General features: G+C 59.0%; 27 protein-coding genes and 1 pseudogene. 18 read left to right on the top strand and 10 right to left on the bottom strand.

Annotated elements, in window-relative coordinates; translation table 11 throughout:
- Positions 1–148 precede the first annotated feature (148 nt).
- Positions 149–2215: a 3-hydroxybutyrate oligomer hydrolase family protein gene (locus tag ACQ4WS_RS24190; RefSeq protein ID WP_436479532.1), complete on the top strand. Its 2067-nt coding sequence runs from the start codon at positions 149–151 to the stop codon at positions 2213–2215.
- Between the two features lie 3 nt (positions 2216–2218).
- On the opposite strand, the gene ACQ4WS_RS24195 is transcribed toward ACQ4WS_RS24190, so the two are convergent.
- From ACQ4WS_RS24195 to ACQ4WS_RS24205, 3 genes and pseudogenes are all read right to left on the bottom strand, one after another.
- The gene (locus ACQ4WS_RS24195) at positions 2219–3376 is read right to left on the bottom strand and encodes an iron-containing alcohol dehydrogenase (RefSeq protein ID WP_436479533.1); all 1158 of its coding nucleotides are present in this window, start codon (positions 3374–3376) and stop codon (positions 2219–2221) included.
- 33 nt (positions 3377–3409) lie between these two features.
- Positions 3410–3772, bottom strand: a pseudogene (gene ndhC, locus ACQ4WS_RS24200) (NADH-quinone oxidoreductase subunit A).
- A gap of 11 nt (positions 3773–3783) precedes the next feature.
- Positions 3784–4104, bottom strand: coding sequence for a DMT family transporter (locus ACQ4WS_RS24205; protein ID WP_436479534.1), 321 nt, complete (start codon positions 4102–4104; stop codon positions 3784–3786).
- 328 nt (positions 4105–4432) lie between these two features.
- Between ACQ4WS_RS24205 and mnmG the strand changes: the two genes are divergently transcribed.
- The 13 genes from mnmG to ACQ4WS_RS24270 all read left to right on the top strand — a co-directional run bounded on the left by mnmG (position 4433) and on the right by ACQ4WS_RS24270 (position 16270).
- Complete coding sequence (gene mnmG, locus ACQ4WS_RS24210) at positions 4433–6370, top strand: tRNA uridine-5-carboxymethylaminomethyl(34) synthesis enzyme MnmG (protein ID WP_436479535.1); 1938 nt, start codon at positions 4433–4435, stop codon at positions 6368–6370.
- A complete protein-coding gene (gene rsmG / locus ACQ4WS_RS24215) occupies positions 6367–7011 on the top strand; it encodes a 16S rRNA (guanine(527)-N(7))-methyltransferase RsmG (protein WP_436479536.1) in 645 nt (214 codons plus the stop codon). Before mnmG ends, rsmG begins: the two co-directional genes overlap by 4 nt.
- A 168-nt stretch (positions 7012–7179) precedes the next feature.
- Positions 7180–7950 (top strand): ParA family protein, encoded by a 771-nt coding sequence (locus ACQ4WS_RS24220; protein ID WP_034752687.1) that lies wholly within the window; start codon positions 7180–7182, stop codon positions 7948–7950.
- A 65-nt stretch (positions 7951–8015) separates the two neighbouring features.
- A complete protein-coding gene (locus tag ACQ4WS_RS24225) occupies positions 8016–8900 on the top strand; it encodes a ParB/RepB/Spo0J family partition protein (RefSeq protein ID WP_436479537.1) in 885 nt (294 codons plus the stop codon).
- Positions 8901–9170: 270 nt separating this feature from the next.
- The gene (locus tag ACQ4WS_RS24230; protein WP_436479538.1) at positions 9171–9539 is read left to right on the top strand and encodes an ATP synthase subunit I; all 369 of its coding nucleotides are present in this window, start codon (positions 9171–9173) and stop codon (positions 9537–9539) included.
- 51 nt (positions 9540–9590) lie between these two features.
- Complete coding sequence (gene atpB / locus ACQ4WS_RS24235; RefSeq protein WP_131686873.1) at positions 9591–10400, top strand: F0F1 ATP synthase subunit A; 810 nt, start codon at positions 9591–9593, stop codon at positions 10398–10400.
- A 59-nt stretch (positions 10401–10459) separates the two neighbouring features.
- Positions 10460–10738 carry a F0F1 ATP synthase subunit C gene (gene atpE / locus ACQ4WS_RS24240; protein ID WP_071080009.1) on the top strand — a complete coding sequence of 93 codons (279 nt, stop codon included), beginning with the start codon at positions 10460–10462 and terminating at the stop codon, positions 10736–10738.
- Between the two features lie 43 nt (positions 10739–10781).
- On the top strand, positions 10782–11252 hold the full coding sequence (locus tag ACQ4WS_RS24245) for a F0F1 ATP synthase subunit B (RefSeq protein WP_034752697.1): 471 nt from the start codon (positions 10782–10784) through the stop codon (positions 11250–11252).
- 2 nt (positions 11253–11254) lie between these two features.
- Positions 11255–11800: a F0F1 ATP synthase subunit delta gene (locus tag ACQ4WS_RS24250; protein WP_071080008.1), complete on the top strand. Its 546-nt coding sequence runs from the start codon at positions 11255–11257 to the stop codon at positions 11798–11800.
- 78 nt (positions 11801–11878) lie between these two features.
- Entirely contained in the window at positions 11879–13420 is a 1542-nt protein-coding gene (atpA, locus tag ACQ4WS_RS24255; RefSeq protein ID WP_034752701.1) for a F0F1 ATP synthase subunit alpha, read from the top strand.
- 62 nt (positions 13421–13482) lie between these two features.
- Positions 13483–14358 carry a F0F1 ATP synthase subunit gamma gene (gene atpG, locus ACQ4WS_RS24260; RefSeq protein WP_070218929.1) on the top strand — a complete coding sequence of 292 codons (876 nt, stop codon included), beginning with the start codon at positions 13483–13485 and terminating at the stop codon, positions 14356–14358.
- Positions 14359–14387: 29 nt separating this feature from the next.
- Positions 14388–15788, top strand: coding sequence for a F0F1 ATP synthase subunit beta (gene atpD, locus ACQ4WS_RS24265; protein WP_034752705.1), 1401 nt, complete (start codon positions 14388–14390; stop codon positions 15786–15788).
- A 62-nt stretch (positions 15789–15850) separates the two neighbouring features.
- Positions 15851–16270 carry a F0F1 ATP synthase subunit epsilon gene (locus tag ACQ4WS_RS24270; RefSeq protein ID WP_065307860.1) on the top strand — a complete coding sequence of 140 codons (420 nt, stop codon included), beginning with the start codon at positions 15851–15853 and terminating at the stop codon, positions 16268–16270.
- 59 nt (positions 16271–16329) lie between these two features.
- Here ACQ4WS_RS24270 and rsgA read toward each other — a convergent pair whose 3' ends face one another.
- From rsgA to ACQ4WS_RS24305, 7 genes are all read right to left on the bottom strand, one after another.
- Positions 16330–17394, bottom strand: coding sequence for a ribosome small subunit-dependent GTPase A (gene rsgA / locus ACQ4WS_RS24275; protein WP_436479539.1), 1065 nt, complete (start codon positions 17392–17394; stop codon positions 16330–16332).
- Between the two features lie 336 nt (positions 17395–17730).
- On the bottom strand, positions 17731–18285 hold the full coding sequence (locus tag ACQ4WS_RS24280) for a hypothetical protein (protein ID WP_436479540.1): 555 nt from the start codon (positions 18283–18285) through the stop codon (positions 17731–17733).
- Positions 18286–18348: 63 nt separating this feature from the next.
- Positions 18349–18720 (bottom strand): adenosylmethionine decarboxylase, encoded by a 372-nt coding sequence (speD, locus tag ACQ4WS_RS24285; RefSeq protein ID WP_436479541.1) that lies wholly within the window; start codon positions 18718–18720, stop codon positions 18349–18351.
- Positions 18721–18722: 2 nt separating this feature from the next.
- On the bottom strand, positions 18723–18893 hold the full coding sequence (locus tag ACQ4WS_RS24290; protein ID WP_157814714.1) for a hypothetical protein: 171 nt from the start codon (positions 18891–18893) through the stop codon (positions 18723–18725).
- The gene (locus ACQ4WS_RS24295) at positions 18890–20353 is read right to left on the bottom strand and encodes a DUF4178 domain-containing protein (RefSeq protein ID WP_436479542.1); all 1464 of its coding nucleotides are present in this window, start codon (positions 20351–20353) and stop codon (positions 18890–18892) included. Before ACQ4WS_RS24295 ends, ACQ4WS_RS24290 begins: the two co-directional genes overlap by 4 nt.
- Before the next feature lie 10 nt (positions 20354–20363).
- Positions 20364–21410 (bottom strand): SPFH domain-containing protein, encoded by a 1047-nt coding sequence (locus ACQ4WS_RS24300; protein ID WP_436479543.1) that lies wholly within the window; start codon positions 21408–21410, stop codon positions 20364–20366.
- 27 nt (positions 21411–21437) lie between these two features.
- Positions 21438–21824, bottom strand: a complete 387-nt coding sequence (locus tag ACQ4WS_RS24305; protein ID WP_034783828.1) for a DUF350 domain-containing protein — start codon at positions 21822–21824, stop codon at positions 21438–21440.
- A gap of 60 nt (positions 21825–21884) precedes the next feature.
- Here ACQ4WS_RS24305 and ACQ4WS_RS24310 point away from each other — a divergent pair, with 60 nt between their 5' ends.
- The 4 genes from ACQ4WS_RS24310 to ACQ4WS_RS24325 all read left to right on the top strand — a co-directional run bounded on the left by ACQ4WS_RS24310 (position 21885) and on the right by ACQ4WS_RS24325 (position 26301).
- A complete protein-coding gene (locus ACQ4WS_RS24310) occupies positions 21885–23396 on the top strand; it encodes a polyamine aminopropyltransferase (RefSeq protein WP_436479544.1) in 1512 nt (503 codons plus the stop codon).
- Positions 23396–25015 carry an NAD(P)-binding protein gene (locus tag ACQ4WS_RS24315; protein WP_436479545.1) on the top strand — a complete coding sequence of 540 codons (1620 nt, stop codon included), beginning with the start codon at positions 23396–23398 and terminating at the stop codon, positions 25013–25015. Before ACQ4WS_RS24310 ends, ACQ4WS_RS24315 begins: the two co-directional genes overlap by 1 nt.
- A gap of 509 nt (positions 25016–25524) precedes the next feature.
- Positions 25525–25713 carry a hypothetical protein gene (locus tag ACQ4WS_RS24320; RefSeq protein WP_436479546.1) on the top strand — a complete coding sequence of 63 codons (189 nt, stop codon included), beginning with the start codon at positions 25525–25527 and terminating at the stop codon, positions 25711–25713.
- Positions 25714–25779: 66 nt separating this feature from the next.
- On the top strand, positions 25780–26301 hold the full coding sequence (locus ACQ4WS_RS24325; RefSeq protein ID WP_436479547.1) for a hypothetical protein: 522 nt from the start codon (positions 25780–25782) through the stop codon (positions 26299–26301).
- Positions 26302–26556 lie beyond the last annotated feature (255 nt).

Consider the following 26556-nt stretch of genomic DNA (forward strand, 5'->3'; position numbering starts at 1 on the left):
TTCGCTGCTGGACACCCAGCAGCGCTTCCAGCTTGTGAAATGAACCGCCGTATGCGGAACCGCACGTACGGTGGTGTGAGAGGGCGGCTGAGGTAACTCAGCCCCCTACTCGATTGCGTCCACTGTTACTTCAACGGAGAGTACCACCATGCAAACGACGATCACGCGCGCGGGCACCGGCATGAGCTTGTGCACCCTGCTGGCATTGGCAGCCTGTGGCAGCAACCATGCGCCGGAAGAACTGAACCAGATGCCCGGCTACCTGGGCGCCATCACGCGGGTCGACTACGATGGCAAGACGAACGATCTGCTGACGGCTGGCCTGGGCAAGACGGGGCTGGCTGGCGCCGCGCCCGCGTATGCGAACGTGGAACAGCCGACGCCGCTCGAATTGCGCCGCAACGCCATCTACGCCAATTATCGTGCCGTGCTCGACATTGCCGCCAACAGCGGCTACGGCACCCTGTACGGACCGAACGTCGATGCGTCGGGCAACGTGGGCACGGGCGAGGGTCTGGTCGCGGGCAGTGAATACATCGCTTATGCGGATGATGGCACGGGCAAGAAGAATGTCACCTTGATGGTGCAGGTGCCGGCCAGCTTCGATCCCGAGCATGCCTGCATCGTCACCGGCACGTCGAGCGGCTCGCGCGGCATCTACGGCGCCATCGGCAGCTCGGGGGAGTGGGGTTTGAAGAAGGGTTGCGCCGTGGCGTATGCTGACAAGGGGTCCGGCACGGGCCTGTATGTGTTTGAAGATGACAGCGTCAACTTGCAGAACGGCGTGCGCGCGGGCAGGGTGGCCGCCGGCAAGAACGCGCTCTTCGCGCCCGACTTGAACGATGCCGAGCGCCTGGCCTGGGCTGGCGCCTACCCGAACCGCATCGCCTTCAAGCATGCGCACTCGCAGCAGAACCCGGAGAAGGATTGGGGCAAGGTCACCTTGCAGGCGGTCGAGATGGCATATTATGTGTTGAACGAGCGCTACGGCGTGCTGGCCCGCGATGGCAGTGCGCGCATCGTGCGGCTGACGCCGAAGAACACCATCACGATCGCTTCGAGCATTTCCAATGGCGCTGGCTCGGCCTTGCTGGCGGCGGAGCAGGATAGCAAGGGCTTGATCAGCGGCGTGGCGGCCAGCGAGCCGCAGATCCAGCCGGCAGCATCGAGCGCCTACAGCGTGCGCCAGGGCGGAGTGGTGGTCGCCAATCCCGGCCGTGCGCTGTTTGACTATGCCACCTATGCGGCCCTGTATCAGCCGTGCATCGCTACCGTGGCGGGCAATGCGGGACGCTGCACGGCGCTGGTAGCCAAGGGCTTGTTGAATGGCGCCGACCTGGCGGCGCAGCAGGCGGATGCGAAGCAGCGTTTGCGCGCGTATGGCTGGCTGGTCGATTCCGATCCGCTGCAGGCCGCACACGCGGGCACGAATATCCTGGTGGCCGTCACGTATGCGTATGCTTACGGAAAATTTTCCGTGACGGACAAGGTGTGCGGTTTCACGTTTGCGCAGACGGATGGCAGCGGTAATCCGATTCCGTTTAGTTCGGCGCAAAAGGCGGCCAGCTTTGCGGCGCAAAACGGCATCCTTGGCAGTGTCGTGTACGAGAACAGCGTGGGCGGCGCCAAGGGCTACACGGCCGGCGTGTCACCGTCAAACAGCCTGGCGGACCAGTCGCTCGATGGCTTCCTGTGTCTGCGCAGCCTGGCGACGGGGCGCGACGCCGTCAGTGGCGCCGCTTTGCAGGGTACATTGGCCACGCAAAGCGTGCGCGTGCGGGCCGGCATGACCGAGGTCGCGGCCAGCGGAAAATTGCAAGCCAAACCGGCCATCATCGTGCATGGACGCAGCGATACCCTGATTCCCGTCAATCACGCGTCGCGCGCCTATCTTGGCCTGAACGCCGCCGTGGAAGGGGGCAATAGCCAGTTGCGCTATATCGAGGTGACCCATGCCAACCACTTCGATTCCTTCAGCAGCGCCTTGCCGACTCTGATCGTGCCCTTACATGTGTACCTGAACCGGGCGCTGGACGCCATGTATGCGCACTTGAACGCCAAGCAAGCCTTGCCGCCATCGCAGGTGGTGCGCACGGTGACGCGCACCGATGCGTCGACCTTGATCACGAATGTCAATGTGCCGGCGATAGCGGCAACGCCAGCGGCTGGCAATGCGATCAGCGTGACGGGCACGGTGGTGGATGTGCCCGACTGAGTCTCATAGCGCTGCCGCATAGATGGCGCGGGCATCCTCGCGGGTGACGACGCGCGGATTGTTGCCCAGCAAACGCGTCTGCAGCATGGCGTCGTCGGCCAGCCGGTCCAGGTCGCTGGCCGCGATGCCCACCTCGCGCAGGGTGCGCGCGATGCCGGTGGCCAGGGCAATCTCTTGCATGGCGTCGATCAGTGCCACGGCCCGCGCTTCCTCGCTGCCCGTGATGCCTGGCTGGAGTATGGCCGCCAGTTGCGCGTACAGGGGCGCCGCATGGGATAAATTAAAACGCAGCACGTGCGGCAGCACCAGCGCATTCGACAAGCCATGTGGCACGTGGAACAGTGCCCCGATGGGATAGGCGAGCGCATGCACGGCGGCCACGGGGGCATTCGCAAACGCCTGGCCGGCCAGCATGGCACCGAGCAGCATGGCCTGGCGCGCCGGCAAATTGCTGCCATCGCGGCAGGCGGTGACCAGGTTGCTGGAGAGCAGCGACAAGGCCTGAGTAGCCAGCATGTCGGAGAATGGATTTTTGAGCAGGCGGCTGGTGTACGCTTCGATCGCATGCACCATGGCGTCGATGCCGGTGGCGGCTGTCACGGCGGGCGGCAAGCCCAGGGTCAGGCTGGCGTCGAGGATGGCCAGGTCCGCATACAGTTGCGGTGCGACCACGCCCATCTTGCTGCTGGCGCCCGTGGTGACGATGGCGATGTGCGTGACTTCCGAGCCCGTGCCAGCCGTGGTCGGCAATTGCACCAGGGGCAGGCGCTGGCCGTGGACATTGCCGATGCCATACAGTTGGGCCAGTTCCTGGTGGCCGGGCGCCAGCACGGCAATCAGCTTGGCCACGTCCAGCGAGCTGCCGCCACCGAGGCCGATAATCAGTTCCACGTGAAACATCTGGGCCTGGGCCACGCCGGCCAGCACGATGGCTTCGGGCGGATCGGCTTGCACCTCGGAAAAGACACGCACGTCGATACCCGCCGTGCGTAAGCTATGCAACGGAGTATCGGCCAGACCCGTGCGCAAAAAGCCTGCATCGGTGACGAGCAGGGCGCGGCGCACGGTGGGGAAGTGATGGGCGATGTGCGCACCCAGCTGGGCGGCGGCGCCCGCTCCAACGATCAGGTGCGGCACGGTGCGGAATTGGAAGGCGGACATGCAGACTCCTGACAAAGAAGACACAAGCCAAGCTTACTCCGCTTTCCCGCCCCGCGCCTGTTTCACGTGGAACCAGATGTTGGGCCACATCCGCTCCCGCGCGCCGCGTTTCCATTCATAGGCGAGACCGATGGTCAGCAGGCTCAAGAAACCCATGACGGCCCAGAGACCGGGCAAGCCGAGTGTGTTCACCTTGGCCGCCCAAGGCATCAGGAAGATCACCTCGATATCGAACCGGATGAATAGGATGGCGACCAGGTAGAAGCGGATGTCGAATTTCATGCGCGCATCGGGCTAGTGCGGACCGAGAGCGCGCCCCAGCAGCATGGGCACGATGCCCACCATGATGCCGATCAGAATGAACAGCAGGACGGCAAAATAGTGTTCGAGGAGCATGGGGATTCCTCTCAGTGGCTGGACGACAGTTTCATCAGCACGATGCCGCACACGATGAGGACGGCGGCGCACACGCGCATGGTGTTGACTTGCTCGCCTAGAAAAACGACGCCGACGATAAAGGCGCCGACGGCGCCGATACCGGTCCAGATGGTGTAGGCCGTGCCCAGGGGCAGGGTGCGCATGGCTAGCGACAGCAAGCCGAAGCTGGCGATCATCATGACGATGGTGATGACGGAGGGAGTGACTTTGGTGAAACCCTCGGAGAGTTTCATCGAGTATGCCCACACGACTTCAAGCATGCCGGCAATGAGTAACAGTATCCAGGCCATGGCGGCTCCTTATACAGAGCGGGCCGTCCCGGTGTGTGCCCATGATGGGGGAGGCCGTCCTCCTGGATGATCGTCACTACGGCCACTGGCGTGACCACGAAGGCGGACGATGCGGCAATTGTAGCAAACATTCACGAGCACCGCAGCCCTGTCCAGGACGCGATTCCGGGCCAGTTACGTGTTCCACGTGAAACAGAAACGGCCCTTTGCTTGCCACTGCTGAGTAAAAATTAAGCAAAAATTGGCCCTTGGAAGGTTGCGCTCGCAAAAAGACTCTATAATCGGAGCTCTCTTCCCGCATTTTTACTTGCACTGTTACCTATTTATCATGTTATTTCCTACAGAATTCGACGTCATCGTTGTCGGTGGTGGTCACGCCGGTACCGAGGCGGCCCTCGCTTCCGCCCGCATGGGGCAGAAGACGCTATTGCTCACGCATAATATCGAGACATTGGGCCAGATGTCGTGCAACCCTTCCATCGGTGGCATCGGCAAGGGCCACCTGGTCAAGGAGGTTGATGCCATGGGCGGCGCGATGGCGATTGCCACCGACGAGTCCGGCATCCAGTTCCGCATCCTGAACTCCTCGAAAGGCCCGGCAGTCCGCGCCACGCGCGCCCAGGCCGATCGCATTCTTTATAAAGCCGCCATCCGTACGCGCCTGGAAAACCAGCCGAATTTATGGCTGTTCCAGCAAGCCGTCGATGATTTGATCGTCGAAGGCGACCGCGTGGTTGGCGCCGTGACGCAGATCGGCCTGAAGTTTCTCGCGCGCGCCGTGGTGCTCACGGCCGGCACTTTCCTCGACGGCAAGATTCACGTGGGCTTGAATAATTACTCGGCCGGCCGCGCCGGCGATCCGCCCGCCATCTCCCTGTCCGCGCGTTTGAAGGAATTGAAGCTGCCGCAAGGGCGTTTGAAAACGGGCACGCCGCCGCGCATCGATGGCCGCACGATCGACTTTTCCGTGATGCAAGAACAGCCGGGCGACCTCGATCCCGTGCCCGTGTTTTCCGTGATGGGCAACACGGCCATGCACCCGCGCCAGGTGCCTTGCTGGGTCACGCATACGAATAGTCAGACGCACGACATTATCCGCGCCGGCCTGGATCGCAGCCCCATGTACACGGGCGTGATCGAGGGCGTTGGCCCCCGTTATTGTCCGTCCATCGAAGACAAGATCCACCGTTTCGCGGGCAAGGAATCGCACCAGATCTTCCTCGAGCCGGAAGGCTTGACGACGCATGAGTTCTATCCGAACGGCATCTCCACCAGTCTGCCGTTCGACGTGCAGATCGCCCTGGTGCAATCGATGAAGGGCATGGAAAACGCGCACATCCTGCGCCCCGGCTATGCCATCGAATACGACTATTTCGACCCGCGCGGCTTGAAGGCCTCGCTGGAAACGAAGGCCGTCGCTGGCTTGTTCTTCGCCGGCCAGATCAACGGCACCACTGGCTACGAGGAAGCTGCCGCGCAAGGCATGCTGGCGGGCCTGAATGCGGCCCTGTTGACGCAGGACAAGGAAGCCTGGGTACCGGGCCGCTCCGAGGCGTATCTGGGCGTGCTGGTCGACGACCTGATCACCCAGGGCGTGCAGGAGCCGTACCGCATGTTCACCAGCCGCGCCGAGTACCGCCTGAGCCTGCGCGAAGACAATGCCGACATGCGCCTGACGGAAATCGGCCGCACCCTGGGCTGCGTGGGCGACGCCCAATGGCAAGCGTTTGAAACGAAGCGCGAAGCGGTGGCGCGAGAACTCGAACGCCTGCGTTCCACGTGGGTCAACCCGCGCATCCTGGCAGCCGCCGAATCGGAACGCATCGTCGGCCAGGCCATCGAGCGCGAGTATTCGCTGGCAGATTTGCTGCGCCGTCCGAACGTGGCCTACGACACCCTGATGAGCATGACGGGCATCGAGGGCCAAGCCCTGGCCGGGCCCGGCGTCGAGGATGCGGCTGTGCGCGAGCAGGTGGAAATCCAGCTCAAATATGCGGGTTACATCGAGCGCCAGAGCAAGGAAATCGAGCGCCACGAACACTATGAAAACCTGGCTTTGCCGGAAGGTTTTAATTACCTGGATATCAGCGCGCTGTCCGTCGAAGTGCGGCAAAAACTCGACAAGCAGCGCCCTGAAACCCTGGGCCAGGCCTCGCGCATTTCCGGCGTGACACCGGCGGCGATTTCGCTGCTGCTGGTGCACTTGAAAAAGCGCGGTTTTGGTGCCGCGCAGACCACCACTTTAAAGGACGAGGTTGTTGAATGAAGCAGTTTGACCGGGGCGCATTGGCCCAGATTTTGAATGAAGGCATCGCCGCGCTGGGGCTCGACCTGAGCGCGGATCAGACGGAAAAACTGCTCGATTACCTGGCCTTGCTGGCCAAATGGAATAGCGTGTACAACCTGACGTCGGTGCGCGATCCCCTGCAGATGCTCACTTTGCACGTGCTCGATTCGCTGGCCGCCGTGCCGGCCTTCGCTCATGCCAAAAACGTGCTCGACGTCGGCGCCGGTGGCGGCTTGCCGGGCATGGTGCTGGCCATCGCGCGGCCCGACGTAAAAGTGTCGATGATCGACACGGTGCATAAAAAGACGGCATTTTTGACGCAAGTGAAGGCGGAACTGGGGCTCGCCAACGTCACCGTGTACACGAAACGGGTGGAACAGCTGGAAGTACAGCAGAAATTCGACGTGATCACCTCGCGCGCCTTTGCCGACCTGTCCGACTTTGTCAACTGGTCGAACCACGTGCTGGCCGAGGGCGGGCAATTCATCGCCTTGAAAGGGGTGGCACCGCCAGACGAGCGCGAGCGACTGCCGGCAGACTGGAAAGTGACAGAACTACGAGCAATTCAGGTGCCAGGGCTAAATGCAGAGCGTCATCTGGTCTTTATAGCAAGAATTTAAAAGCCTATTAATTAAACGGTATAAACAATATAAATAGTTTATACCGTATAAATGATATAAACCGTATAAACGATTTATATCGTATAAATGAAATAAACAGTATAAATCGTTTCGGCAAGATGCCGGGGCGCACGATGAAGTTTGCATCTCTTTACAACTAGAAGATACATGGCCAAAATTTTTTGTGTAGCAAATCAAAAGGGTGGTGTTGGTAAAACCACAACAAGCGTCAACCTCTCCGCCGGCCTGGCCAAATTGAACCAGCGCGTGCTGCTGGTCGACCTCGACCCGCAAGGCAATGCGACCATGGGCGCCGGCATCAACAAGGCCGGCCTGAAGGCGTCCACCTATGAAGTCATGCTGGGCGAGTCCGATGTCAAAACGGCACGCCAGCGTTCGGAAGCGGGGCGCTTCGATGTCTTGCCGTCGAACCGCGAGCTGGCCGGCGCGGAAGTGGAGATGGTCGAACTGGACAACCGCGAACGCCGCCTGAAGGATGCGCTGGCCGAAGTCGACGGCGAATATGACTTCATCCTGGTAGATTGCCCACCGGCATTATCGATGTTGACCCTGAACGGCTTGTGCGCCGCGCATGGCGTGATCATCCCGATGCAGTGCGAGTACTACGCATTGGAAGGCTTGTCCGACCTGGTCAACACGATCAAGAAGGTGCACGCGAACCTGAACCCGGACTTGAAGATCATTGGTCTGCTGCGCGTGATGTTCGATCCACGCATGACATTATCGCAACAAGTGTCGGCGCAGCTGGAGCAGCACTTCGGCGACAAGGTTTTCAATACCATCATCCCGCGCAATGTCCGCCTGGCCGAAGCGCCATCGTACGGCCTGCCCGGCGTGACCTTCGACCCCAGCTCGAAAGGTGCCCAGGCGTACATCGCCTTCGGCGCCGAGATGGTCGAACGCATCAAACATATGTAAACAAGGGGCGAGCGTCTGCACACTAATGATGTAAGCGCTTACTCTGAAAACACGATTAGGACAGCATGGCTACGAAAAAATTAAAAGGACTGGGTCGCGGACTCGACGCCCTGTTGGGCGGTGGCGGCGACTTTGCCAGCCCGGACACGCATCAACCGTCGAACTTGCCCGTGTCACAAATGCAAGCCGGCAAATACCAGCCGCGCACGCGCATGGACGAGGGGGCCCTGAATGAGCTGGCCGCCTCGATCAAGGCGCAAGGACTGATGCAGCCTATCCTGGTGCGCCCGATCGGGCAGGATACCTTGAGCGGCCTGGTCAAATATGAAATCATCGCCGGCGAACGCCGTTTCCGTGCTTCGCAACTGGCCGGCCTGACGGAAGTGCCAGTGCTGGTGCGCGACGTGGATGATCTGGCCGCCGCCGCCATGGCGCTGATCGAGAACATCCAGCGCGAAGACCTCAATCCGCTGGAAGAGGCGCAGGGCATCCACCGTCTGATCGCCGACTTCAGTTTCACGCATGAGCAAGCGGCCACTGCGCTGGGACGCTCGCGCAGCGCGGTGTCGAACCTGTTACGCCTGATGAACCTGGCCGCTCCCGTGCAAACCATGCTGATGGCCGGCGATATCGACATGGGCCATGCGCGCGCGCTGCTGGCCGTCGATGCGGCCAGCCAGATCACCCTGGCCAACCAGGTGGTGGCCAAGCGCCTGTCGGTGCGCGAAACGGAAAAGCTCGTCACCCGCACGGTCGAGGAAGCGGCCAACCCCGTCGAGCCACGCCAGAAGGAGAAGTCCGGCGACATCGCGCGCCTGGAAGAAGAGCTGTCCGATGCACTGGCCACGCCCGTGGTGTTCAAGATGGGCAACAAGGGCCGTGGCCAGTTAGTGATCGATTTTGCCGATCTTGACGTACTCGATGGTTTGCTGACCCGCTTGCGTGGTTAAATAGCAAGCTGCAAAGACATGGAAGGTGTGGGTGTGGACAATCCGGCCATGCTTTCTAGATGCACCACGTGATTCCTTGATAACATGGCTGTAAGCGGCCAGACAAGCGACTTTGCCATATAGTGGTGCAAATGGCGGCGAATAGTCGGTAAAGCGTCAGTTTCACGCCGCAGTCGCCCTGCTGCGGTGCAGCAACGTTTGACTCTATAGATCAAAGCCAACTATAATCCCGTGTCTTTGCGTGTATAGATTTTTCTGGGAACTTGGCAATTGAGTGATTCACAACAAAGTATTGCCAAGCCAGTCTACAAAGTAGTTGCCTTGCAGCTAGCAATCGTGATCAGCTTTGCCACTGTGACCTTGTTTTTCGGGGGCAGCGTGAAGGGCTGGTCCGCCGCATGCGGCGGTGCCATCGCCGTCGCCGGCAGTCTGGCGTATGCCTTGCTGGTGGTTCGCGGTTCTAGCGACGCCAAAAAGGCTTTTCGCGCGCACTTGCGTGCGGAAATGGTGAAAATATTTATTACAGCGGTGCTGTTTATATTAGCACTGGTGTTGTTTCAGTCGGCCGCCTGGTTATGGCTGATCTTGGGTTTCGCGGTGGCAACCTTAGCATACTGGTTTTCATTGCTCGCTGTTTAATCATTGGTTTTGGGGCCTGTTGTGCTCTGAAACGACAAATCTAAATTCATTATGACCACAGAACACGCTATTGAAGCGGGCCATGCTGCCCCGGCCAACGCCACAGAATACATCAGCCACCATTTGGCCCACTTGAAAAGCGCCGATGGCGCCTTCAACCTGGACACCTTCTGGGTGTCTGCCATCATGGGCTTTGTTTTCCTTGCCGTTTTCTACATGGCTTCGCGCCGTGCGACGGCCGGTGTTCCTGGCAAACTGCAAAACTTCGTCGAAATGATCATGGAAATGGTCAATGAGACTATTAATGGGGCCTTTCACGCAAAAAGCAAGATCATTGCGCCACTGGCGATCACGATTTTCGTGTGGGTCTGGTTGTTGAACGCAATGGACTTCCTGCCGGTTGACCTGCTGCCGAAAGTGTTGAGCTGGTTTGGCGTGCACAAGCTGCGCGTGGTGCCGACCGCCGACGTGAACCATACTTTTGCGATGTCGTTCTCGGTCGTTCTGTGCATTATCGCGTTTTCCGTCAAGGCCAAGGGCCTGGGCGGCTGGATCAAGGAATTGTTTACCGCGCCTTTCCATGCAAGCGGCATCATCGGCACGATCTTGTTGGCACCAGTTAATTTCTTGCTGCAAATGGTTGAGTTGGTTGCAAAACTGATCTCCCTGTCGCTGCGACTGTTCGGCAATATGTATGCCGGTGAGCTGATTTTCATCTTGATCGCGTTGTTGCCTTGGTGGGCACAGTGGGCGTTGGGTGGTCCATGGGCAATTTTCCATATCTTGATTGTAACTTTGCAAGCTTTTGTGTTTATGGCGTTGACGGTTGTGTATCTGAGCCTTGCGGTTGAGAAGCATTAATCAGCAACTTTATATTTTGTTTTTTTAGTACCTTTCGTTTTTAAATTTAGGAGAATTTTATGCAAGCTCTGATCGCACAAGTACAAAGCATGACCGTTCTGGCAGCAGCAATCATCATCGGCCTGGCCGCAATCGGCACCGCTTTGGGCTTCGCTATCTTGGGTGGTAAATTCCTGGAAGCTTCGGCACGTCAACCAGAACTGATGCCACAACTGCAAACCAAACTGTTCGTTATCGCTGGTCTGCTGGATGCTATCTCGATGATCGGCGTTGGTATCGCTCTGCTGTACACGTTCGCTAACCCGTTCCTGTCGGCTCTGACCGCTGTTGCTCAGTAATTCGCTCCAACCCTAGGAGAAACTTTTAGTTAGGAGCAAAGGTATGGACATCAATATGTCGCTCATCGGCCAGATGATCACCTTCGCGGTGTTGGTCTGGTTCTCGATGAAGTTCGTATTTCCAGCGCTGAACAATGCGCTGGATGAGCGTGCCAAACGAATCGCGGATGGATTGGCTGCGGCCGATCAAGGTCAAGCTTCGATGGCTGTCGCTGAAAAGCGTGCGCAAGAGGCATTGAACAGTGCACGTGAAGAAGCGTCGCAACGCGTTGCGGATGCTGAAAAGCGCGCGCAACTGGTTGCTGAAGAGATCAAGCAAAATGCACAAGCTGAAGCTGCGCGTATCATTGCGCAAGCCCAGTCGGACGCCGAACAGCAACTGTCGAAAGCACGCGAACAATTGCGCGCTCAGGTGGCTGACCTGGCTGTCAAGGGTGCCGAGCAGATCTTGAAGCGTGAAGTCAACGCTACGGCTCACGCCGAAATGTTGCAGCGTCTTGCTGTCGAGCTGTAATCATGGCAGAACTCGCAACCGTCGCCCGTCCCTACGCGGAAGCTTTGTTCCGCGTAGCCCAAGCTGGTAAGGAGTCAAGCAACCTCGCGGCGTGGTCCGAGCTGGTGTCCGAACTGGCACAGATCGGTAGCCACCCCGAGGTACAGGCGTACGCGCGCAATCCGAAAGTTTCGGAAAGCGACGTCGCCGCCACCATCCTGTCGTTGTTGAAATCGCCGCTCAATGAGGAAGTGAAAAACTTCGTCACGTTGTTGATCGAAAATGGCCGCATCAGCCTGCTGCCGGAAATCGGCGCGCAATTCCATGCCTTGAAAAACGGTCTGGAAGGTGCGGCTGACGCCGAGATCACGAGCGCTTTCGATCTGAGCGAAGGCCAAACGGCCGAGCTGGTCGCAACGCTGGAAAAGAAATTCAGTCGTAAGCTCAACCCTGCCGTCACAGTGGATCCATCGCTGCTCGGCGGCGTGCGCGTGGTCGTTGGCGACCAAGTGCTCGATACCTCGGTGCGCGCCAAGCTGCAGCAACTGCACGCTGCACTGGTGTCGTAAGACACGCGCTTCGGCAGGCCAGCTAAGACAGACCCTTACCCCTCGCGCAAGCTGAGAGAAACACTTTTAGGAGTTAGTATGCAACTCAACCCATCTGAAATCAGCGAGTTGATCAAGAGCCGGATCCAAGGTCTTGACGGCGGCGCTGAAGTGCGTAATCAAGGCACGGTTATTTCCGTCGCCGACGGTATCTGCCGCATCCACGGTTTGTCGGACGTGATGCAAGGCGAGATGCTGGAATTCCCAGGCAACACGTTTGGCCTGGCAATGAATCTGGAACGCGACTCCGTCGGTTCCGTGATTCTGGGTGCCTACGAGCACATCTCCGAAGGCGACACGGTGAAATGCACCGGCCGCATTCTGGAAGTGCCAGTCGGTCCTGAGCTGCTCGGCCGCGTTGTCAACGCGCTGGGTCAGCCAATCGACGGCAAAGGCGCCATCGAGACGAAACTGACGGCCGCGATTGAAAAAATCGCTCCGGGCGTGATCGCCCGTGAGTCCGTTTCGCAACCTATGCAAACCGGCCTGAAGTCGATCGATGCGATGGTTCCAGTTGGCCGCGGCCAGCGCGAACTGATCATCGGCGACCGTCAAACCGGCAAGTCGGCTGTGGCGATTGATGCGATCATCAATCAAAAAGGCCAGGGCATGAAATGTATCTACGTCGCGATTGGCCAAAAAGCCTCGTCGATCAAGAACATCGTGCGCTCGCTGGAACAGCACGGCGCGATGGAATACACCATCGTTGTCGCCGCTTCCGCTTCGGAATCGGCCGCCATGCAATACATCTCGCCGTACTCCGGTTGCGCCATGGGCGAATACTTCCGTGACCGCGGTGAAGATGCACTGATCGTCTACGATGATCTGTCCAAACAAGCTGTTGCTTACCGTCAAATCTCGCTGCTGCTGCGCCGTCCACCAGGTCGCGAAGCGTACCCAGGCGACGTGTTCTACCTGCACAGCCGCCTGCTGGAACGCGCAGCACGCGTGAACGCCGACTACGTCGAGAAGTTCACCGACGGCGCCGTCAAAGGCAAGACCGGTTCCCTGACGGCACTGCCGATCATTGAAACGCAAGCTGGCGACGTGTCCGCATTCGTTCCAACCAACGTGATTTCGATTACCGACGGTCAGATCTTCCTGGAAACCTCGCTGTTCAACGCCGGTATCCGTCCTGCAATTAACGCCGGTATTTCCGTATCGCGCGTCGGTGGCGCCGCCCAGACCAAGGTCATCAAAAACCTGTCCGGCGGTATCCGTACCGACTTGGCGCAGTACCGTGAACTGGCTGCGTTTGCGCAGTTCGCTTCGGACCTGGATGAATCGACCCGCAAGCAGCTGGACCGTGGTGCCCGCGTAACGGAATTGCTCAAGCAAGCCCAGTACTCGCCACTGTCGATCTCGCTGATGGCCGTATCGCTGTTCTCGGTGAACAAAGGCTTCATGGACGACGTGCCAGTCAAGCAAGTGCTGTCGTTCGAAGCTGGTGTCCACGCTTACATGAAGACCAAGCAAGCTGCTCTGCTGGCCAAGATCGAAGAAACCAAGCAACTCGACAAAGACAGCGAAGCAACTCTGTCGGCGGCCATTGCTGATTTCAAGAAATCCGGCGCATATTAAGCGGCCAGGCGGCGCCCACCTCGAGTGAGGCGCCGCCCTACGCGCAGAAGGAGTAAGGACTCATGGCATCAAGCAAAGAGATACGAGGCAAGATCAAGAGCGTAGAGAATACGAAGAAGATCACCAAGGCGATGGAAATGGTCGCCGCGTCCAAAATGCGCAAGGCGCAAGACCGGATGCGGGCCGCTCGTCCCTATAGTGACAAGATTCGGAATATCGCCGCCAATCTGGCGAATGCCAATCCGGAATACACGCACCCGTTCCTGGCAGTTGCCCAGGGTACGCAAGCGAAGGCAGTGGGTTTCATCGTTGTCACGACCGACAAGGGTCTGTGCGGCGGCATGAACACCAACATCCTGCGCCAGGTGACGTCGAAGTCGCGCGAGCTGGAAGCAGCTGGCAACCGGATTGAAGCAGTTGCCATCGGTAACAAGGGTTTGGGTTTTTTGAATCGCATCGGCGTCAAGATCGTCGCTTCTGCCATTCAAACTGGTGATACGCCCCACCTGGACAAATTGATCGGACCTGTCAAGGTCATGCTCGAAGAGTTCCAGGCAGGCAAGCTCGACGCAGTGTACCTGTGCTACACCAAATTCATCAACACGATGAAGCAGGAACCAGTGGTCGAACAGTTGCTGCCCCTGACGGCTGACAAGATGGTCGCCGACAAGAGCGCACACTCGTGGGATTACATCTACGAGCCGGATGCGCAAAGCATCATCGACGAATTGCTGGAGCGCTATGTAGAAGCGCTGGTGTACCAGGCAGTCGCGGAGAATCTGGCGTCCGAGCAATCGGCACGGATGGTCGCGATGAAAGCTGCAAGCGACAACGCGGGTAGTGTGATCGGCGAACTGAAGCTGATCTACAACAAGACCCGCCAAGCTGCGATTACCAAAGAACTCTCCGAAATCGTCGCCGGTGCGGCTGCGGTTTAAACGAATTTAACTATATTGAAGGAACGAACATGGCTGATGGCAAAATCGTTCAGTGTATCGGCGCTGTGGTGGACGTTGAGTTTCCCCGCAACGCGATGCCTAAGGTATTTGATGCCTTGAAGATGGCAGGCTCGGAACTGACCCTGGAAGTACAACAGCAGTTGGGCGACGGCATTGTCCGTACCATTGCACTCGGTTCGTCCGATGGCTTGCGTCGCGGCATGATGATTCAAAATACCGGCAAACCTATCATGGTGCCAGTCGGTAAGGCAACCCTGGGTCGCATCATGGACGTGCTGGGTAACCCGATCGACGAATGCGGCCCGGTGTCGCACGAGCAGATCGCGTCGATCCACCGCACCGCTCCTGCATACGACGAACTGTCGCCATCGCAAGAACTGCTGGAAACCGGCATCAAGGTGATCGACCTGGTTTGCCCGTTTGCAAAAGGCGGTAAAGTTGGTCTGTTCGGCGGCGCTGGCGTAGGCAAGACCGTCAACATGATGGAACTGATTAACAACATCGCCAAAGCGCACAGCGGCGTGTCCGTGTTCGCCGGCGTGGGTGAGCGTACCCGTGAAGGTAACGACTTCTACCACGAGATGGCTGACGCGAAAGTGGTCGATCTGGAAAATCCAGAGAACTCCAAAGTTGCGATGGTCTACGGTCAGATGAATGAACCGCCAGGTAACCGTCTGCGCGTTGCGCTGACCGGCCTGACGATCGCTGAATCGTTCCGTGATGAAGGCAAGGACGTTCTGTTCTTCGTCGACAACATCTACCGCTTCACGCTGGCTGGTACCGAAGTATCGGCACTGCTGGGCCGTATGCCGTCGGCTGTGGGTTACCAACCGACCCTGGCTGAAGAAATGGGCCGTCTGCAAGAGCGTATCACGTCGACCAAGACCGGGTCGATCACCTCGATCCAGGCCGTCTACGTTCCAGCCGATGATTACACCGATCCATCGCCTGCTACCACGTTTGCTCACTTGGATTCGACCGTTGCGCTGTCGCGTGACATCGCTTCCCTGGGTATCTACCCAGCCGTGGACCCACTCGATTCGACCTCGCGTCAGCTCGATCCGTTGATCGTTGGTCAAGAGCACTATGACACCGCGCGTGCCGTGCAAACGACCCTGCAACGCTACAAGGAATTGCGCGACATTATCGCGATTCTGGGTATGGACGAGCTGGCACCGGAAGACAAACTGCTGGTCGCCCGTGCACGTAAGATGCAGCGTTTCCTGTCGCAGCCTTTCCACGTCGCTGAAGTCTTTACCGGCGCGCCTGGTAAATACGTTTCGCTCAAAGACACGATCAAGGGCTTCAAAATGATCGCTTCGGGCGAACTCGATCACCTGCCGGAACAAGCGTTCTACATGGTCGGCACGATCGAAGAAGCAATCGAAAAAGCCAAGAAACTTAACTAAGTTAAGTCTGGGCCTAACCCCGCCCCTTACCAGGCGGGGTTCTTCAACCCGATAGGACACACATGGCACACACAATTCACGTTGACGTGGTTTCCGCTGAAGAACTGATTTTTTCAGGCGAAGCAGAATTCGTCGCGTTGCCGGGTGAACAAGGCGAGCTGGGTATCTACCCACGCCACACGCCTTTGATTACCCGCATCCGTCCGGGCGCGGTCCGCATCAAGGTAGTCGGCCAGGCTGAAGAAGAGTTCGTCTTCGTTGCCGGCGGCCTGCTGGAAGTGCAACCGGATACCGTGACCGTCCTGGCCGATACCGCGATCCGCGGTCACGACCTGGATGAAGCGAAAGCGCTGGAAGCGAAGAAGTTGGCGGAAGAAAATATCCACAACAAGGATTCGGGCATCGACTACGCGCAAGCGCAAGCCGAGCTGGCCAGCGCGATTGCGCAGCTGGCAGCGATCCAGAAGCTGCGCAAGCATTAATTCGCTTGCAAGCAGCAACAAGAAAGGCAGCCTGCGGGCTGCCTTTTTTTTCAGCAAAATTAGCGGCGCTTGTCCTTTCCCCTTTCCAGCCCCGCCTTCAATATCGTCTTCCACTTGGCGCGCGCGGTAATGCGCTCAAGCGGCGTCTCCTCGATGCGCCGGGCGTCGCGCAGCAGCTTGTGATAGTTACGCAAGCGGTCCGCATCGACGGCGCCGCGCACCTGGCAGCCAGGTTCGCTGGCATGCCGGCAATCGCGGAACTGGCACGTCGCTGCCAGCGCCGCGATATCGTCGAACGTGGCCGCCAGAGTCTCCGTATCGGCATCGGCGCGCCAGCTGCGCAAGCCCGGCGTATCGATGATGCAGGCGCCGCTGGCACACAGGTGCAGCGAGCGCGCCGTCGTCGTATGCCGGCCACGGCCGTCGCCATGGCGCACGCCGTTGGTCGTTTGATTCGCTGCGCACAAGGTATTGGTCAGGCTGGACTTGCCGGCGCCCGATGAGCCGAGCAGCACCAGGGTCTGGCCTGCATCCAGCCAGGGTTCCAGGATGGCCACGTCATACGCATGGCGCGTATCGATGGCAAACAGCGGCACGTGCTGCGGCAGACGGTGTCTGAGTTGCGCCAGCTTGCCGCCCACGTCGTCGGCTAGGTCAGCCTTGCTCAGCACGACCACGGGGCTGACCTGTGCCGCCAGCGCGATGGCCAGATAGCGTTCCAGGCGGCGCGGGTTGAAGTCCTCGTCCAGTCCCATCACCAGCAAGGCCGTATCGACATTGCTGGCAAGTACCTGGCGCCGTCCGTCATTGCTGCGCCGGGCGATTTGCGTGACTGGGGATAAGTGCGCCCTTATCCACAGTCCACCATGAGGATCGGGTTCGGCGGCGATCCAGTCGCCGACCGTGAGCACCTTGTCCTGCGCCTGCTGCTCGTGCAGCAGGCTTGGCAGGATGTGCGCCGGGTGTTCCCTGGTGCCGTCGTGCACGCCGATGCTGTCGCGGTGGACGGCGCTCACGCGCATCAGCTGCGCGGTGGGGGAAGATACGTCGAGCTGGGTGGCTGCGGCGGCGATGGCCTGCTGCAGCCCGATAAGGCGTAGTTGCGCAAAATCGAATGCGATCATGGTAGCGTGATTCCAGATTCTGTCGTCCGCGTGCGGACGTGTAGCCTGCGCGTGCAGGCCCCGCCAGTCGTCATGACTGGCACGAAAGAAGGGGGACGTCGGCTACGCGATCACGCGTATGGGGAAGTGCGAGCTAAGGGGCTTAGCGGGGGAAACAGTGATCAGGCAGCCGACAGCACGGCAGTATCCGAATGGCGCATGTTGTCTACTCCTGAAGGGTGATGGAAAACGCCAGTGTGCCAGCGGCGTGCGCCGCCGTCAACCTCAGCTGCACATGCCGTAGGTCGGATTAGTCCGCAGGGCGTAATCCGACACATTGTTGGCGCGATTGTTGAATTAGCTGCACATGCCGTAAGCCTGGCGCTCGGGGAAATAGCGGTAAGTAAACGTACGCACCGGATAGCGCTTGCCGGCGACGAGCATGTCGGGCATCGACAGATCAAAGCGCTGCGGCAGCTGGCGTGGCAGCTGCAGGCGCAGCCGCCACTGGGTTTCCTTGCTGTTGCCGACGGCGGCAAACATGATGGGCAGCTTTTCGATGACGTCGACGATTTCCGCCTTTTGGTTCATGCCGCGCTGGTAGATGGTCAGCACCTTGGCCTCGGCGAATGGCTGCTTGTGCGGTTCTTCCAGCAGGAAGGACAGGCGCGTAAAACTGGCTTGCGTACCGACGGGCAAGGTGAAAATCAGCGCCAGCTCCGTGCCGCCTTCCTTCAGGGTGACAGGCGGCGTGGCATACACGCTGATGCCGCGCGGCAGTTCGAAACGCGAGCCTTCCGTCCACGTCTTGCACTCGGGCGTGGTGGCCTGGTACAGGCTGGGCGCCGTGTAGTCATCGCAGGCGGAAACCAGCAGCAGCAGGGGCAGGGCAAGAAGGGCGGAACGGCGCATGGAAGTCACGGTTGGGATATGAGCCGACAGTGTAAGCGATCCCCACGCGATCCACCAGCGACGCTAGGAATGCCCCGGCGGGGCGCGCCGCACGGATTGCAGCTGGCAGTGTGCCGCCTGCAGCGCATCCTTGATGGCGTCCAACGCCAGCTGCGGCTGCGCCGCGCCGCACATGAAGATGTCGACGGCGGCAAAGCTGCATTCCGGCCAGGTATGAATCGAGATGTGCGACTCAGCCAGCAGCACCACCCCGGTGACGCCCTGGCCCGCGCCAAAGCTGTGGAAATGGCTGTGCAGTACCTGCGCGCCAGCCGTGATGGCAGCGTCGCGCAGCAGGTGCTCGAGCGCGGCGGCGTCGCGCAGGCGTTCCGGCGCGATGCCCGACAGGTCGGCCAGCAGATGGGTGCCCAGGGGCAGATGCGGTGTGGCTGTCATGCTTATTTGTGGCTGCCGCCACTGGAGCCGCCGCCATAGCTACCACCGCCGCTGCCCGTGCGCGAACTCCAGCTGCTGCCGCTGCTGCTGCCGGCCACCTTGAACATGCGCACCCAGTTGGCGGCCGTGACGGAAAACGTCACCATCAAGGCATAGATCACGTATTTACTCATGGGGGATTCTTTGCATTCTTGTCGAGAAAAGCGGCGGGCAGGAACAGCGCCAGGCAGCCCAGCACACTCCACATCAAGGTGCTGGAGAACGAGACGAACATCGGGATCGCATTCAGGACCAGCACGATGATGATGAAGACCTTGGCGATGCCGCGGTGGCTCAGCTGGATATTCTGTACCTTGGCACCGCCATGGAAGGCGGCGCCGAACCAGGCTGCCATCTGGTCATAGGCGACGGGGACGGAGCGCGACCACGTCATTTCTTCGCCGGTGATTTCCGCCGCCAGCTTGGTCTGCCCCTGTTCGAATTCATGGACGCGCGTGCTGTCGCCGACGGCCACCTTCCAGTTGAAGGCGCCCGCCGCGTACACGACCTGCGAGCCGTAGTCATACAGTTTGCGATACGTGGCGCCATCGAGCGTGCAGGTATCGGCGTCCAATGATGTCCAGTTGGGCCAGTTCGGCAGCACGTTCGAGCGCGACCAGCCATCGTCCGTCTCCACCAGCCAGAAGAAGCCGGCGCGCGCGTTGTACAGCAGGTATTCGTTCCACTCGCTGCCTTCGTCGTCGGCGCGGCGCATCATGCCGATGACCGTGAAATCGACATTGCTGATCTTCGCGCTGGCACCCAGCTCCAGCGTGATGTCGGCGTTGTCGTGCACCTGCCTGCCGATGGCCAGCACCTGGGCTTCCGGGCCGCTGGCGTCGAGCTGCGCCTGGCAGGCGGGACACACCAGTTGCGCCGCCGCGCCGGGTACATATTGGATGCCGCTGCCGCAGGACGGGCAGTCGAGCGCGTCGAGCTTGCCGCGGTACTTGCCGGCGCTTTTGGCGATGGCGTCGTCGTCGCGCAGCAGCTGGCACTGCAAGCCGTCCAGGGTGACGGCGACGCCCTGGTAGACGACCGGTTGCGGGCCATCCGTGTAGTCGAGCGTGACAAAGCTGGCGTAGTTGCGGAAGTCCGCCACCTGGATGCGCCAGCCGGCGCCCACCTTGAAGGGCAGCTCACCCTGGCCGGCGATGCATTCGGCGTTGCGGATCTCGGCCGCCGTGTACGGCTCGCCGCAGATCGTGTAGCGCTTGCCCGGCGCCAGCTCGCCAAAGACGGGCAGGGCGTCTTGTGTGGCGCGTATGCGCGTCAGCGTGTACAGGCCGGACGAATCGCCCAGCCACGCCGTGCTGGCGTCGTCGAACAGCAGATACCACTCGTTCCACGTGCCGGCGCTGTAGCGCTGCTGGATGCGGCCGACGACGGTGAAGTGCAGGCCGTCGTGCACGCCGGCCGTGCCGATCTGGATCGGCGAATAGTCTTCCAGGACGGCCGACATCTTGCCCACGTCCCTGACGGAATCGGCGTCCTTGAGGATGGTGCTGTGGCAGTACTCGCACACGGCGAGCACGGAAGCGTGCGAGCGGAAACGGACTTCCGCGCCGCAGCTGGGACAGGAAACAGTTTGCATGCAGTCGCGCTTAGCCGATCAGTTTTTTCAGCAGTTCAGCCTTGGCGCCGTCGTAGTCGGCTGGCGAAATGAGGCCCTTGTCGAGCAAGCCTTTGAGTTTTTCCAGGCGTGCCTCGATCGGTTCTTCCACGGGAGCCGGTGGCGCCGCAGGCGGTGCGGCCGGGGCAGGTGCCGGCTGCTGTAGCGCTCCGCCTATGCTTTGCGCCATCACCTGGCCGATCGACAGCCCGGCGCCGAGGCCCGCACCGATGCCGGCCATGCCGCCTTCGTTCTGCGCCGCCAGCGGGATCGCGTTGGCTACCTGGAATTTGGTGTAGCCGCTCATCTTGTCGGCGCCCAGGCCGCCCTTCATGCCGGCCGAGATGCGCTCGTCGAGCGCCGCCTGCAATTCCTCGGGCAGGCTGATGCTGGCCACGTTGAATTCATCGAGGCCCACGCCATAGCGGGAAAACGCCTGCGCCAGGCCATCCTTGACTTCCTGCGCCATCAGCGCCTGGTTGGCCGCCATGTCGAGGAAGGGGACATTTGCGCCGCCCAGCGAACTGGCCATGCTCGACATCAAAATGCCGCGCAATTGATCTTCCACCTCGTCGCGCGTATAGATTTCGCGCGTGCCGCTGATTTCGGTGAAGAAGGTGCGGGCGTCGGCGATGCGGTACGAGTACATGCCGAAGGCGCGCACGCGGATCATGTCGAAATCCTTGTCGCGGATGGTGATCGGCTGCGGCGTGCCCCACTTGCGGCCCGTTTGCACGCGGGTGCTGAAGTAATACACGTCCGACTTGAAGGGCGAGTCGAACAGCTTGTCCCAGTTTTTCAGGTTGGTCAGCAACGGTAAGGTCTGCGTCGTCAGCTTGTGCGTGCCGGGACCGAAGACGTCGGCGATCTTGCCTTCATTGACGAAGACGGCGACCTGCGATTCGCGCACATTCAGGATGGCGCCGTTCTGGATTTCGAAATCCTGCATGGGAAAACGCCAGGCCAGTACGCCTTCCGTCTCTTCGTTCCATTGCAGTACGTCGATAAACTGCTTCTTGATAAAGCTGCCGAGGCTCATGATGGTGTCCTTGAATAAGTTGAAACGTCAGGAAATGCAGGCGGCGTTGATGGCGCCGATCGACAGGGAAATGGCGGCCAGCAGGCCGCCGAAGGCGCTGTTGTTCGATTCGATCTGGTCCTTCGACATGCGCAGCAATCGCGTGGTGACCACATAGGCGAGCAATTGCACCACCATGGCGCCAAAAGCCCAGGCGAAGAACTGCTGGTAGTCGGCCGTGTGCATCAGGGACGAGGCGATGGTGGCGGAAAAGCCCAACATGGCGCCGCCCAGCGACAGGGCTGCCGCCTGGTTGCCCTGGCGGATCAGCAGCACTTCGTTATACGGCGTGACGCGCGTGTAGATGATAAAAAAAACAATCAGCAGCCCGGCGGCCAGTAAAAGATGGATCAGATAGTTTAGGATGGCGGGCACGGCTTTCCTCGCAATGAGTATTTGATAACGTCAACGCATATTAGAACAAAAAAAAGTCCAATGAACAAAAAGATTCTGATCTTGTCCGTCTTCGTGGTCGCCTCCTGCGGCCTCGCGTATGAGTTGATCGCCGGCGCCATGTCCAGCTACCTGCTCGGCGACTCCATCCTGCAGTTTTCCACCATCATTGGCTGTTACCTGTTCGCCATGGGTGTGGGTGCTCACTTTTCAAAGTATGTGCGGGACGACGACGTGCTCTCGCGCTTCGTCGACATCGAACTGGCCGTGGGCCTGATCGGCGGCTTGTCGGCCGCCATCCTGTTCATGACGTTTTCGTGGATGGCGGCGCCATTTCGCACCTTATTGTATGTGATGGTGTTCCTGATCGGCGCACTGGTCGGCATGGAAGTGCCGCTGGTGATGCGCGCCCTGAACACGCGCCAGACGGAATTTTCCGAACTGGTCAGCCGCGTGTTGACATTCGATTACCTGGGTGCGCTGGCCGTCTCCCTGCTGTTCCCGCTGGTGCTGTCGCCGTACCTGGGCCTGGTGCGCACGGGCTTCCTGTTCGGCATGCTCAATGTGGGCGTGGGCCTGTGGAGCATTTATGTGTTTCGCGCCGAGCTGAAGAACATGACGGGACAATTCCTGCGCGCCTGCGCCGTGATGCTGCTGCTGATCGCCGGCTTTGCCATGTCGGACCGCATGGTGGCCTGGGGCGAACACGGCCTGTTTGGCGACCAGATCGTGTATTCCACCACCACGCCTTACCAGCGCCTGGTGATCACGCGCTGGAAGGACGATACGCGGCTGTACATCAATGGCAACCTGCAGTTTTCCTCGCGCGACGAGTACCGCTACCACGAGGCGCTGGTGCACCCCGTGCTGGAAGCCTTGCCGTGGGCGCGCCGCGTGCTGGTGCTGGGCGGTGGCGATGGCCTGGCGCTGCGCGAAATCCTGCGTTATCCACAGATCGAACACGTCACCGTGGTCGACCTCGACCCCGCCATGACGGCCGCGTTTACCACGCGCCCGGAACTGGCAAAGCTGAATAACAATTCGTTCTCGGACAAGCGCGTCACCGTCGTCAATGCCGATGCCGCCGTCTGGCTGCGCAACAACGCCGACATGTTCGACGCGGCCATCGTCGATTTCCCCGATCCGTCCAGCTTCGCGCTCGGAAAACTGTACTCCGTGCCGTTCTACGATCTGGTGAAAAAGCACCTGGCGGTCAAAGGCCTGATGGTGGTGCAATCGACGTCGCCCTTCTTTGCCCCGCACGCCTACTGGACCATCAATTCGACCCTGCGCGAAGTGGGCATGCGCACCTGGCCCTACCACGCTTATGTGCCCTCGTTCGGCGAATGGGGTTTTATTCTCGCTTCGCCCCAGCTTGATTACAAGCCGCCTACCAGCTATCGCCTGCCCATGCGCTACCTGAATGCGGACACCACGCGCGAAATGTTCATCTTCCCGCCCGACATGCAGCCGCTGCCGATGGCGCCGAATCGCTTGAATACCCAGTCGCTCGTGCATGAATTCGAGCAGGACTGGAACCGGGTGATCCGCTGATGCAGCGCCGTTCCTTCATGCTGTGGGCCGCCGGCGGCACGGCGGCGGCAGCTGCCGGCATCGGCAGCATCGCCGCCTATTTGCGCTGGCAGGAAATCACGCCCAAGGTGCTGTATCCGGGCCGCAGCGAAGGTCATTTCCTTCGCGACCGCAAGGCGCTGCCGCTGCCATCGCGAACATTGAGCACCGACGTGGCCATCCTCGGCTCCGGCATTGCCGGCCTGACGGCCGCCTGGCGCTTGAACAAACTGGGGCACCAGGATTTCCTCATGATCGATGGGCCGCAGCCGTACGGCAACGCGGCGGGCGGCCACTTCGGCGACCTGGCTTATCCGACCGGTGGCCATTACCTGCCGCTGCCTTCGCCCGAATCGACCCATGTGCGCGAGATCCTGTTCGACCTGGGGATTATCCAGCGCGATCCGCAGGCGGAAAAGCCGACTTACGACGAGCGCTATATTTTGCACGCGCCCGAGGAGCGATTGCTGTTCAATGGCCAGTGGCAGGATGGCTTCATTCCCACCGAAGGCGTGCCGCCTGCGGAACTGGCGCAGCACGAGCGCTTCTTTGCGCAGGTGGCGCAGCTGCGCCAGGCGCGCGGCAACGATGGCAAGCGCGTGTTTGTCTTTCCCACCGTCGGATCGTCGCAGGATCCCGCCTGGCAGGCGCTCGACAGCATCACCTTGAAGCAGTGGATGGAGCGCGAAGGCTATACCTCGCCCACCTTGCACTGGTATTTGAATTACTGCTGCCGCGACGACTATGGCACGCGCTACGACCAGGTCTCGGCTTGGGCCGGCCTGCATTACTACTGCAGCCGCTGGGGGCAGGCGGCGAATGCGGGCAACGGCGCCTGGCTGACCTGGCCGGGCGGCATGCAACCCGTGGCCACGGCCATGGAGCAGGCCTCAGGTGTCAAACGTCATGCGGGCACGGTGGTTTCCGTGCAGACGACGGACGAGGGCGTGGAGGCGCTGTGCCTGGAACTGGTCGACGGCCAGCCGCGCACTTACCTGGTCAAGGCACGCAAGGCCATCTGCGCCATGCCACTGTATGTGGCGGCGCGCGTGGTGAAGAATATCGCCGACTATGGCTTTGACACGAAACGCGATACGCCCGCGTATGCGCCGTGGCTGGTGGCCAACTTCCTGCTCAAGCGCTTTCCCGATGAACTGCCGTATGCGCCGCTATGCTGGGACAATGTGGTGTACCAGGAACCTGGCCTCGGCTATGTCGTCGCCACGCACCAGGATATCCGCGTGCGTCCGCCCGAGAAAACCGTCTTCAGCGCCTACGTGGCCCTGTCCGACCGCACACCGCAGGAAGCCCGCAGGTGGCTCGACACGGCCACTCCCGAGGCATTGCTGGCACTGGCCAGCGTCGATCTGAAAACGGCGTATGGACGCGATTTTGCCAGCTGCGTCGAGCGCGTCGACATCACCGTGCGCGGCCACGCCATGGCGGCGCCCTTGCCTGGATTTCGCAGCAATGCGGGCCTGAAGGCGCTGCGCGAACACGATGGCGCCATCCTGTTCGCGCATGCCGATCTGTCCGGTTTTTCCGTGTTCGAGGAAGCGGCGTGGTGGGGTGACAGGGCGGCGCGGCTGGCGGCCGTCTGATAGTCAAGTGCATCACCCGCTGATTTTTCGCAAGCACGGCATATTATTTCCGAAACAAACTACATCCACTCCGGTGGTTTCGCTTGCGTGCCGATGTCATGAAAATGTTCGGAGCAGGAAATGATGAATCTATCTCAAAAAACAGTTTGGGCTTGGCGCTCAAAAATTTCATGGAAGCTTTGACCTGATAGTTACTATCAAGTTTTTAAACTGTTATTCACGGACTTCACCAATCGTCTTGGTTTGCGTTGTCACTTCGCTTTAGCTCAATAAGTGTAAATATTTAAAATGCGCAACTAAAATTCTCTTTATGAAATAAGAGGGAAAATTATTTTCGTGTTCTTTGATAAAAATCAATATTGATTTCCCAAGTGATGTCTAAAAGCTTGTATCCATCGCCATAGCATGATTATTATCAAACTCCTTATCCGATTTTCGAAGAATAATGCACTTACGTTCAACGCTATATATTGAGCGCTTCTTATTTTAAAATAAATTTGGAGAGGAAAATGGAAAATTTATCTATGGCTGAAATTGATGAAGTGTCTGGCGCCGGATTTGTTCAAACTATTGTTACTGCTGGTACTGTATCAGGTTTTGCGGCAATAGGGTTTTCATTAGGGGGGCCAGTTGGTGGCGTCGGTGGTGCAATTCTTGGTGCTTCTATTTGCCACGTATATTTTAATTCTAGATTTTAATTATTTATTAATAATATTCGTGGCGCCGAAAGTTGGTGCCACGAAAACAAAATTCAAAGTTGAAAAATGAATAAATCTGAAAAAGATAGAATGAAAAAAATTGGAGATAATATATCTAAAATATATTTCCCCCTGGCGAGATGGCGCTATTTAGTACTTTTTCAATCAAGATCCCAAGCGATTTCGTGGATTGTTACATTACTTGGTAGTATGGTTTTGGTAAGCTACTTATTTTCTGATTCAAAGGCTCCGCTTGACGGACTGTTGTTGGGAGCCGCGATAGGGTCGTCCTTTTCACTTATGGCAGTGCTTCCGGCAAAATTTACTGTTCAAGATGATGGCTTAGCTGTGCTAGGTGAAATTGAAATCTGCCTTCTAAAAATAAATTATATTGAAGAGCAGCGGCTTGGTAAAAAAATAATATATAGACAAAATCTGCCACGATTACTGCGCTGGGACGAAGGGAATGTGCAAATAATTTCAGAAGGAAATATTTTAGTTGTAATGGGTGCGTATATGGCAGTAAGAAAAGTCAGATCTAGCCTTTTAAAAGATTATTTTAATAATAAAATCGACTGCGATGTTTAACCACCATATTAAATAGATCAAGTGATCGTGGAAATAATCGCAAGCCCTTCTTGCTAACTGCGAGCTCATGCCTCTCACTTTCTGATCTATTTAGAAACATAATCAATATAGGTACCATCATTTTGCTTTAAGCACACTTAGGGAACCACTGATTTATTCATCAAACGCCGTTCCCTGCGGCGGACCTACCTGAGACAATAACGGTATCCTGACTGTTCGCCATCAATCATGCAAAAGAGCTTTTCCGACCTTGAA

This window comes from Janthinobacterium leeuwenhoeki, assembly GCF_051380795.1.
GTDB lineage: Bacteria > Pseudomonadota > Gammaproteobacteria > Burkholderiales > Burkholderiaceae_D > Janthinobacterium.

Bases quoted from the DNA above. Each gene is read 5' to 3' on its own strand.
- ACQ4WS_RS24295 (WP_436479542.1), bottom strand. From the start codon at position 20,353: ATGCAAACTGTTTCCTGTCCCAGCTGCGGCGCGGAAGTCCGTTTCCGC.
- ACQ4WS_RS24320 (WP_436479546.1), top strand. From the start codon at position 25,525: ATGGAAAATTTATCTATGGCTGAAATTGATGAAGTGTCTGGCGCCGGA.
- rsmG (WP_436479536.1), top strand. From the start codon at position 6,367: ATGAAGCAGTTTGACCGGGGCGCATTGGCCCAGATTTTGAATGAAGGC.
- mnmG (WP_436479535.1), top strand. From the start codon at position 4,433: ATGTTATTTCCTACAGAATTCGACGTCATCGTTGTCGGTGGTGGTCAC.
- ACQ4WS_RS24250 (WP_071080008.1), top strand. From the start codon at position 11,255: ATGGCAGAACTCGCAACCGTCGCCCGTCCCTACGCGGAAGCTTTGTTC.
- ACQ4WS_RS24195 (WP_436479533.1), bottom strand. From the start codon at position 3,376: ATGTCCGCCTTCCAATTCCGCACCGTGCCGCACCTGATCGTTGGAGCG.
- ACQ4WS_RS24280 (WP_436479540.1), bottom strand. From the start codon at position 18,285: ATGCGCCGTTCCGCCCTTCTTGCCCTGCCCCTGCTGCTGCTGGTTTCC.
- ACQ4WS_RS24300 (WP_436479543.1), bottom strand. From the start codon at position 21,410: ATGAGCCTCGGCAGCTTTATCAAGAAGCAGTTTATCGACGTACTGCAA.
- rsgA (WP_436479539.1), bottom strand. From the start codon at position 17,394: ATGATCGCATTCGATTTTGCGCAACTACGCCTTATCGGGCTGCAGCAG.
- speD (WP_436479541.1), bottom strand. From the start codon at position 18,720: ATGACAGCCACACCGCATCTGCCCCTGGGCACCCATCTGCTGGCCGAC.
- atpB (WP_131686873.1), top strand. From the start codon at position 9,591: ATGACCACAGAACACGCTATTGAAGCGGGCCATGCTGCCCCGGCCAAC.
- atpG (WP_070218929.1), top strand. From the start codon at position 13,483: ATGGCATCAAGCAAAGAGATACGAGGCAAGATCAAGAGCGTAGAGAAT.
- ACQ4WS_RS24270 (WP_065307860.1), top strand. From the start codon at position 15,851: ATGGCACACACAATTCACGTTGACGTGGTTTCCGCTGAAGAACTGATT.
- atpE (WP_071080009.1), top strand. From the start codon at position 10,460: ATGCAAGCTCTGATCGCACAAGTACAAAGCATGACCGTTCTGGCAGCA.
- atpD (WP_034752705.1), top strand. From the start codon at position 14,388: ATGGCTGATGGCAAAATCGTTCAGTGTATCGGCGCTGTGGTGGACGTT.
- ACQ4WS_RS24310 (WP_436479544.1), top strand. From the start codon at position 21,885: ATGAACAAAAAGATTCTGATCTTGTCCGTCTTCGTGGTCGCCTCCTGC.
- ACQ4WS_RS24325 (WP_436479547.1), top strand. From the start codon at position 25,780: ATGAATAAATCTGAAAAAGATAGAATGAAAAAAATTGGAGATAATATA.
- ACQ4WS_RS24315 (WP_436479545.1), top strand. From the start codon at position 23,396: ATGCAGCGCCGTTCCTTCATGCTGTGGGCCGCCGGCGGCACGGCGGCG.
- atpA (WP_034752701.1), top strand. From the start codon at position 11,879: ATGCAACTCAACCCATCTGAAATCAGCGAGTTGATCAAGAGCCGGATC.
- ACQ4WS_RS24190 (WP_436479532.1), top strand. From the start codon at position 149: ATGCAAACGACGATCACGCGCGCGGGCACCGGCATGAGCTTGTGCACC.
- ACQ4WS_RS24225 (WP_436479537.1), top strand. From the start codon at position 8,016: ATGGCTACGAAAAAATTAAAAGGACTGGGTCGCGGACTCGACGCCCTG.
- ACQ4WS_RS24245 (WP_034752697.1), top strand. From the start codon at position 10,782: ATGGACATCAATATGTCGCTCATCGGCCAGATGATCACCTTCGCGGTG.
- ACQ4WS_RS24220 (WP_034752687.1), top strand. From the start codon at position 7,180: ATGGCCAAAATTTTTTGTGTAGCAAATCAAAAGGGTGGTGTTGGTAAA.
- ACQ4WS_RS24205 (WP_436479534.1), bottom strand. From the start codon at position 4,104: ATGGCCTGGATACTGTTACTCATTGCCGGCATGCTTGAAGTCGTGTGG.
- ACQ4WS_RS24290 (WP_157814714.1), bottom strand. From the start codon at position 18,893: ATGAGTAAATACGTGATCTATGCCTTGATGGTGACGTTTTCCGTCACG.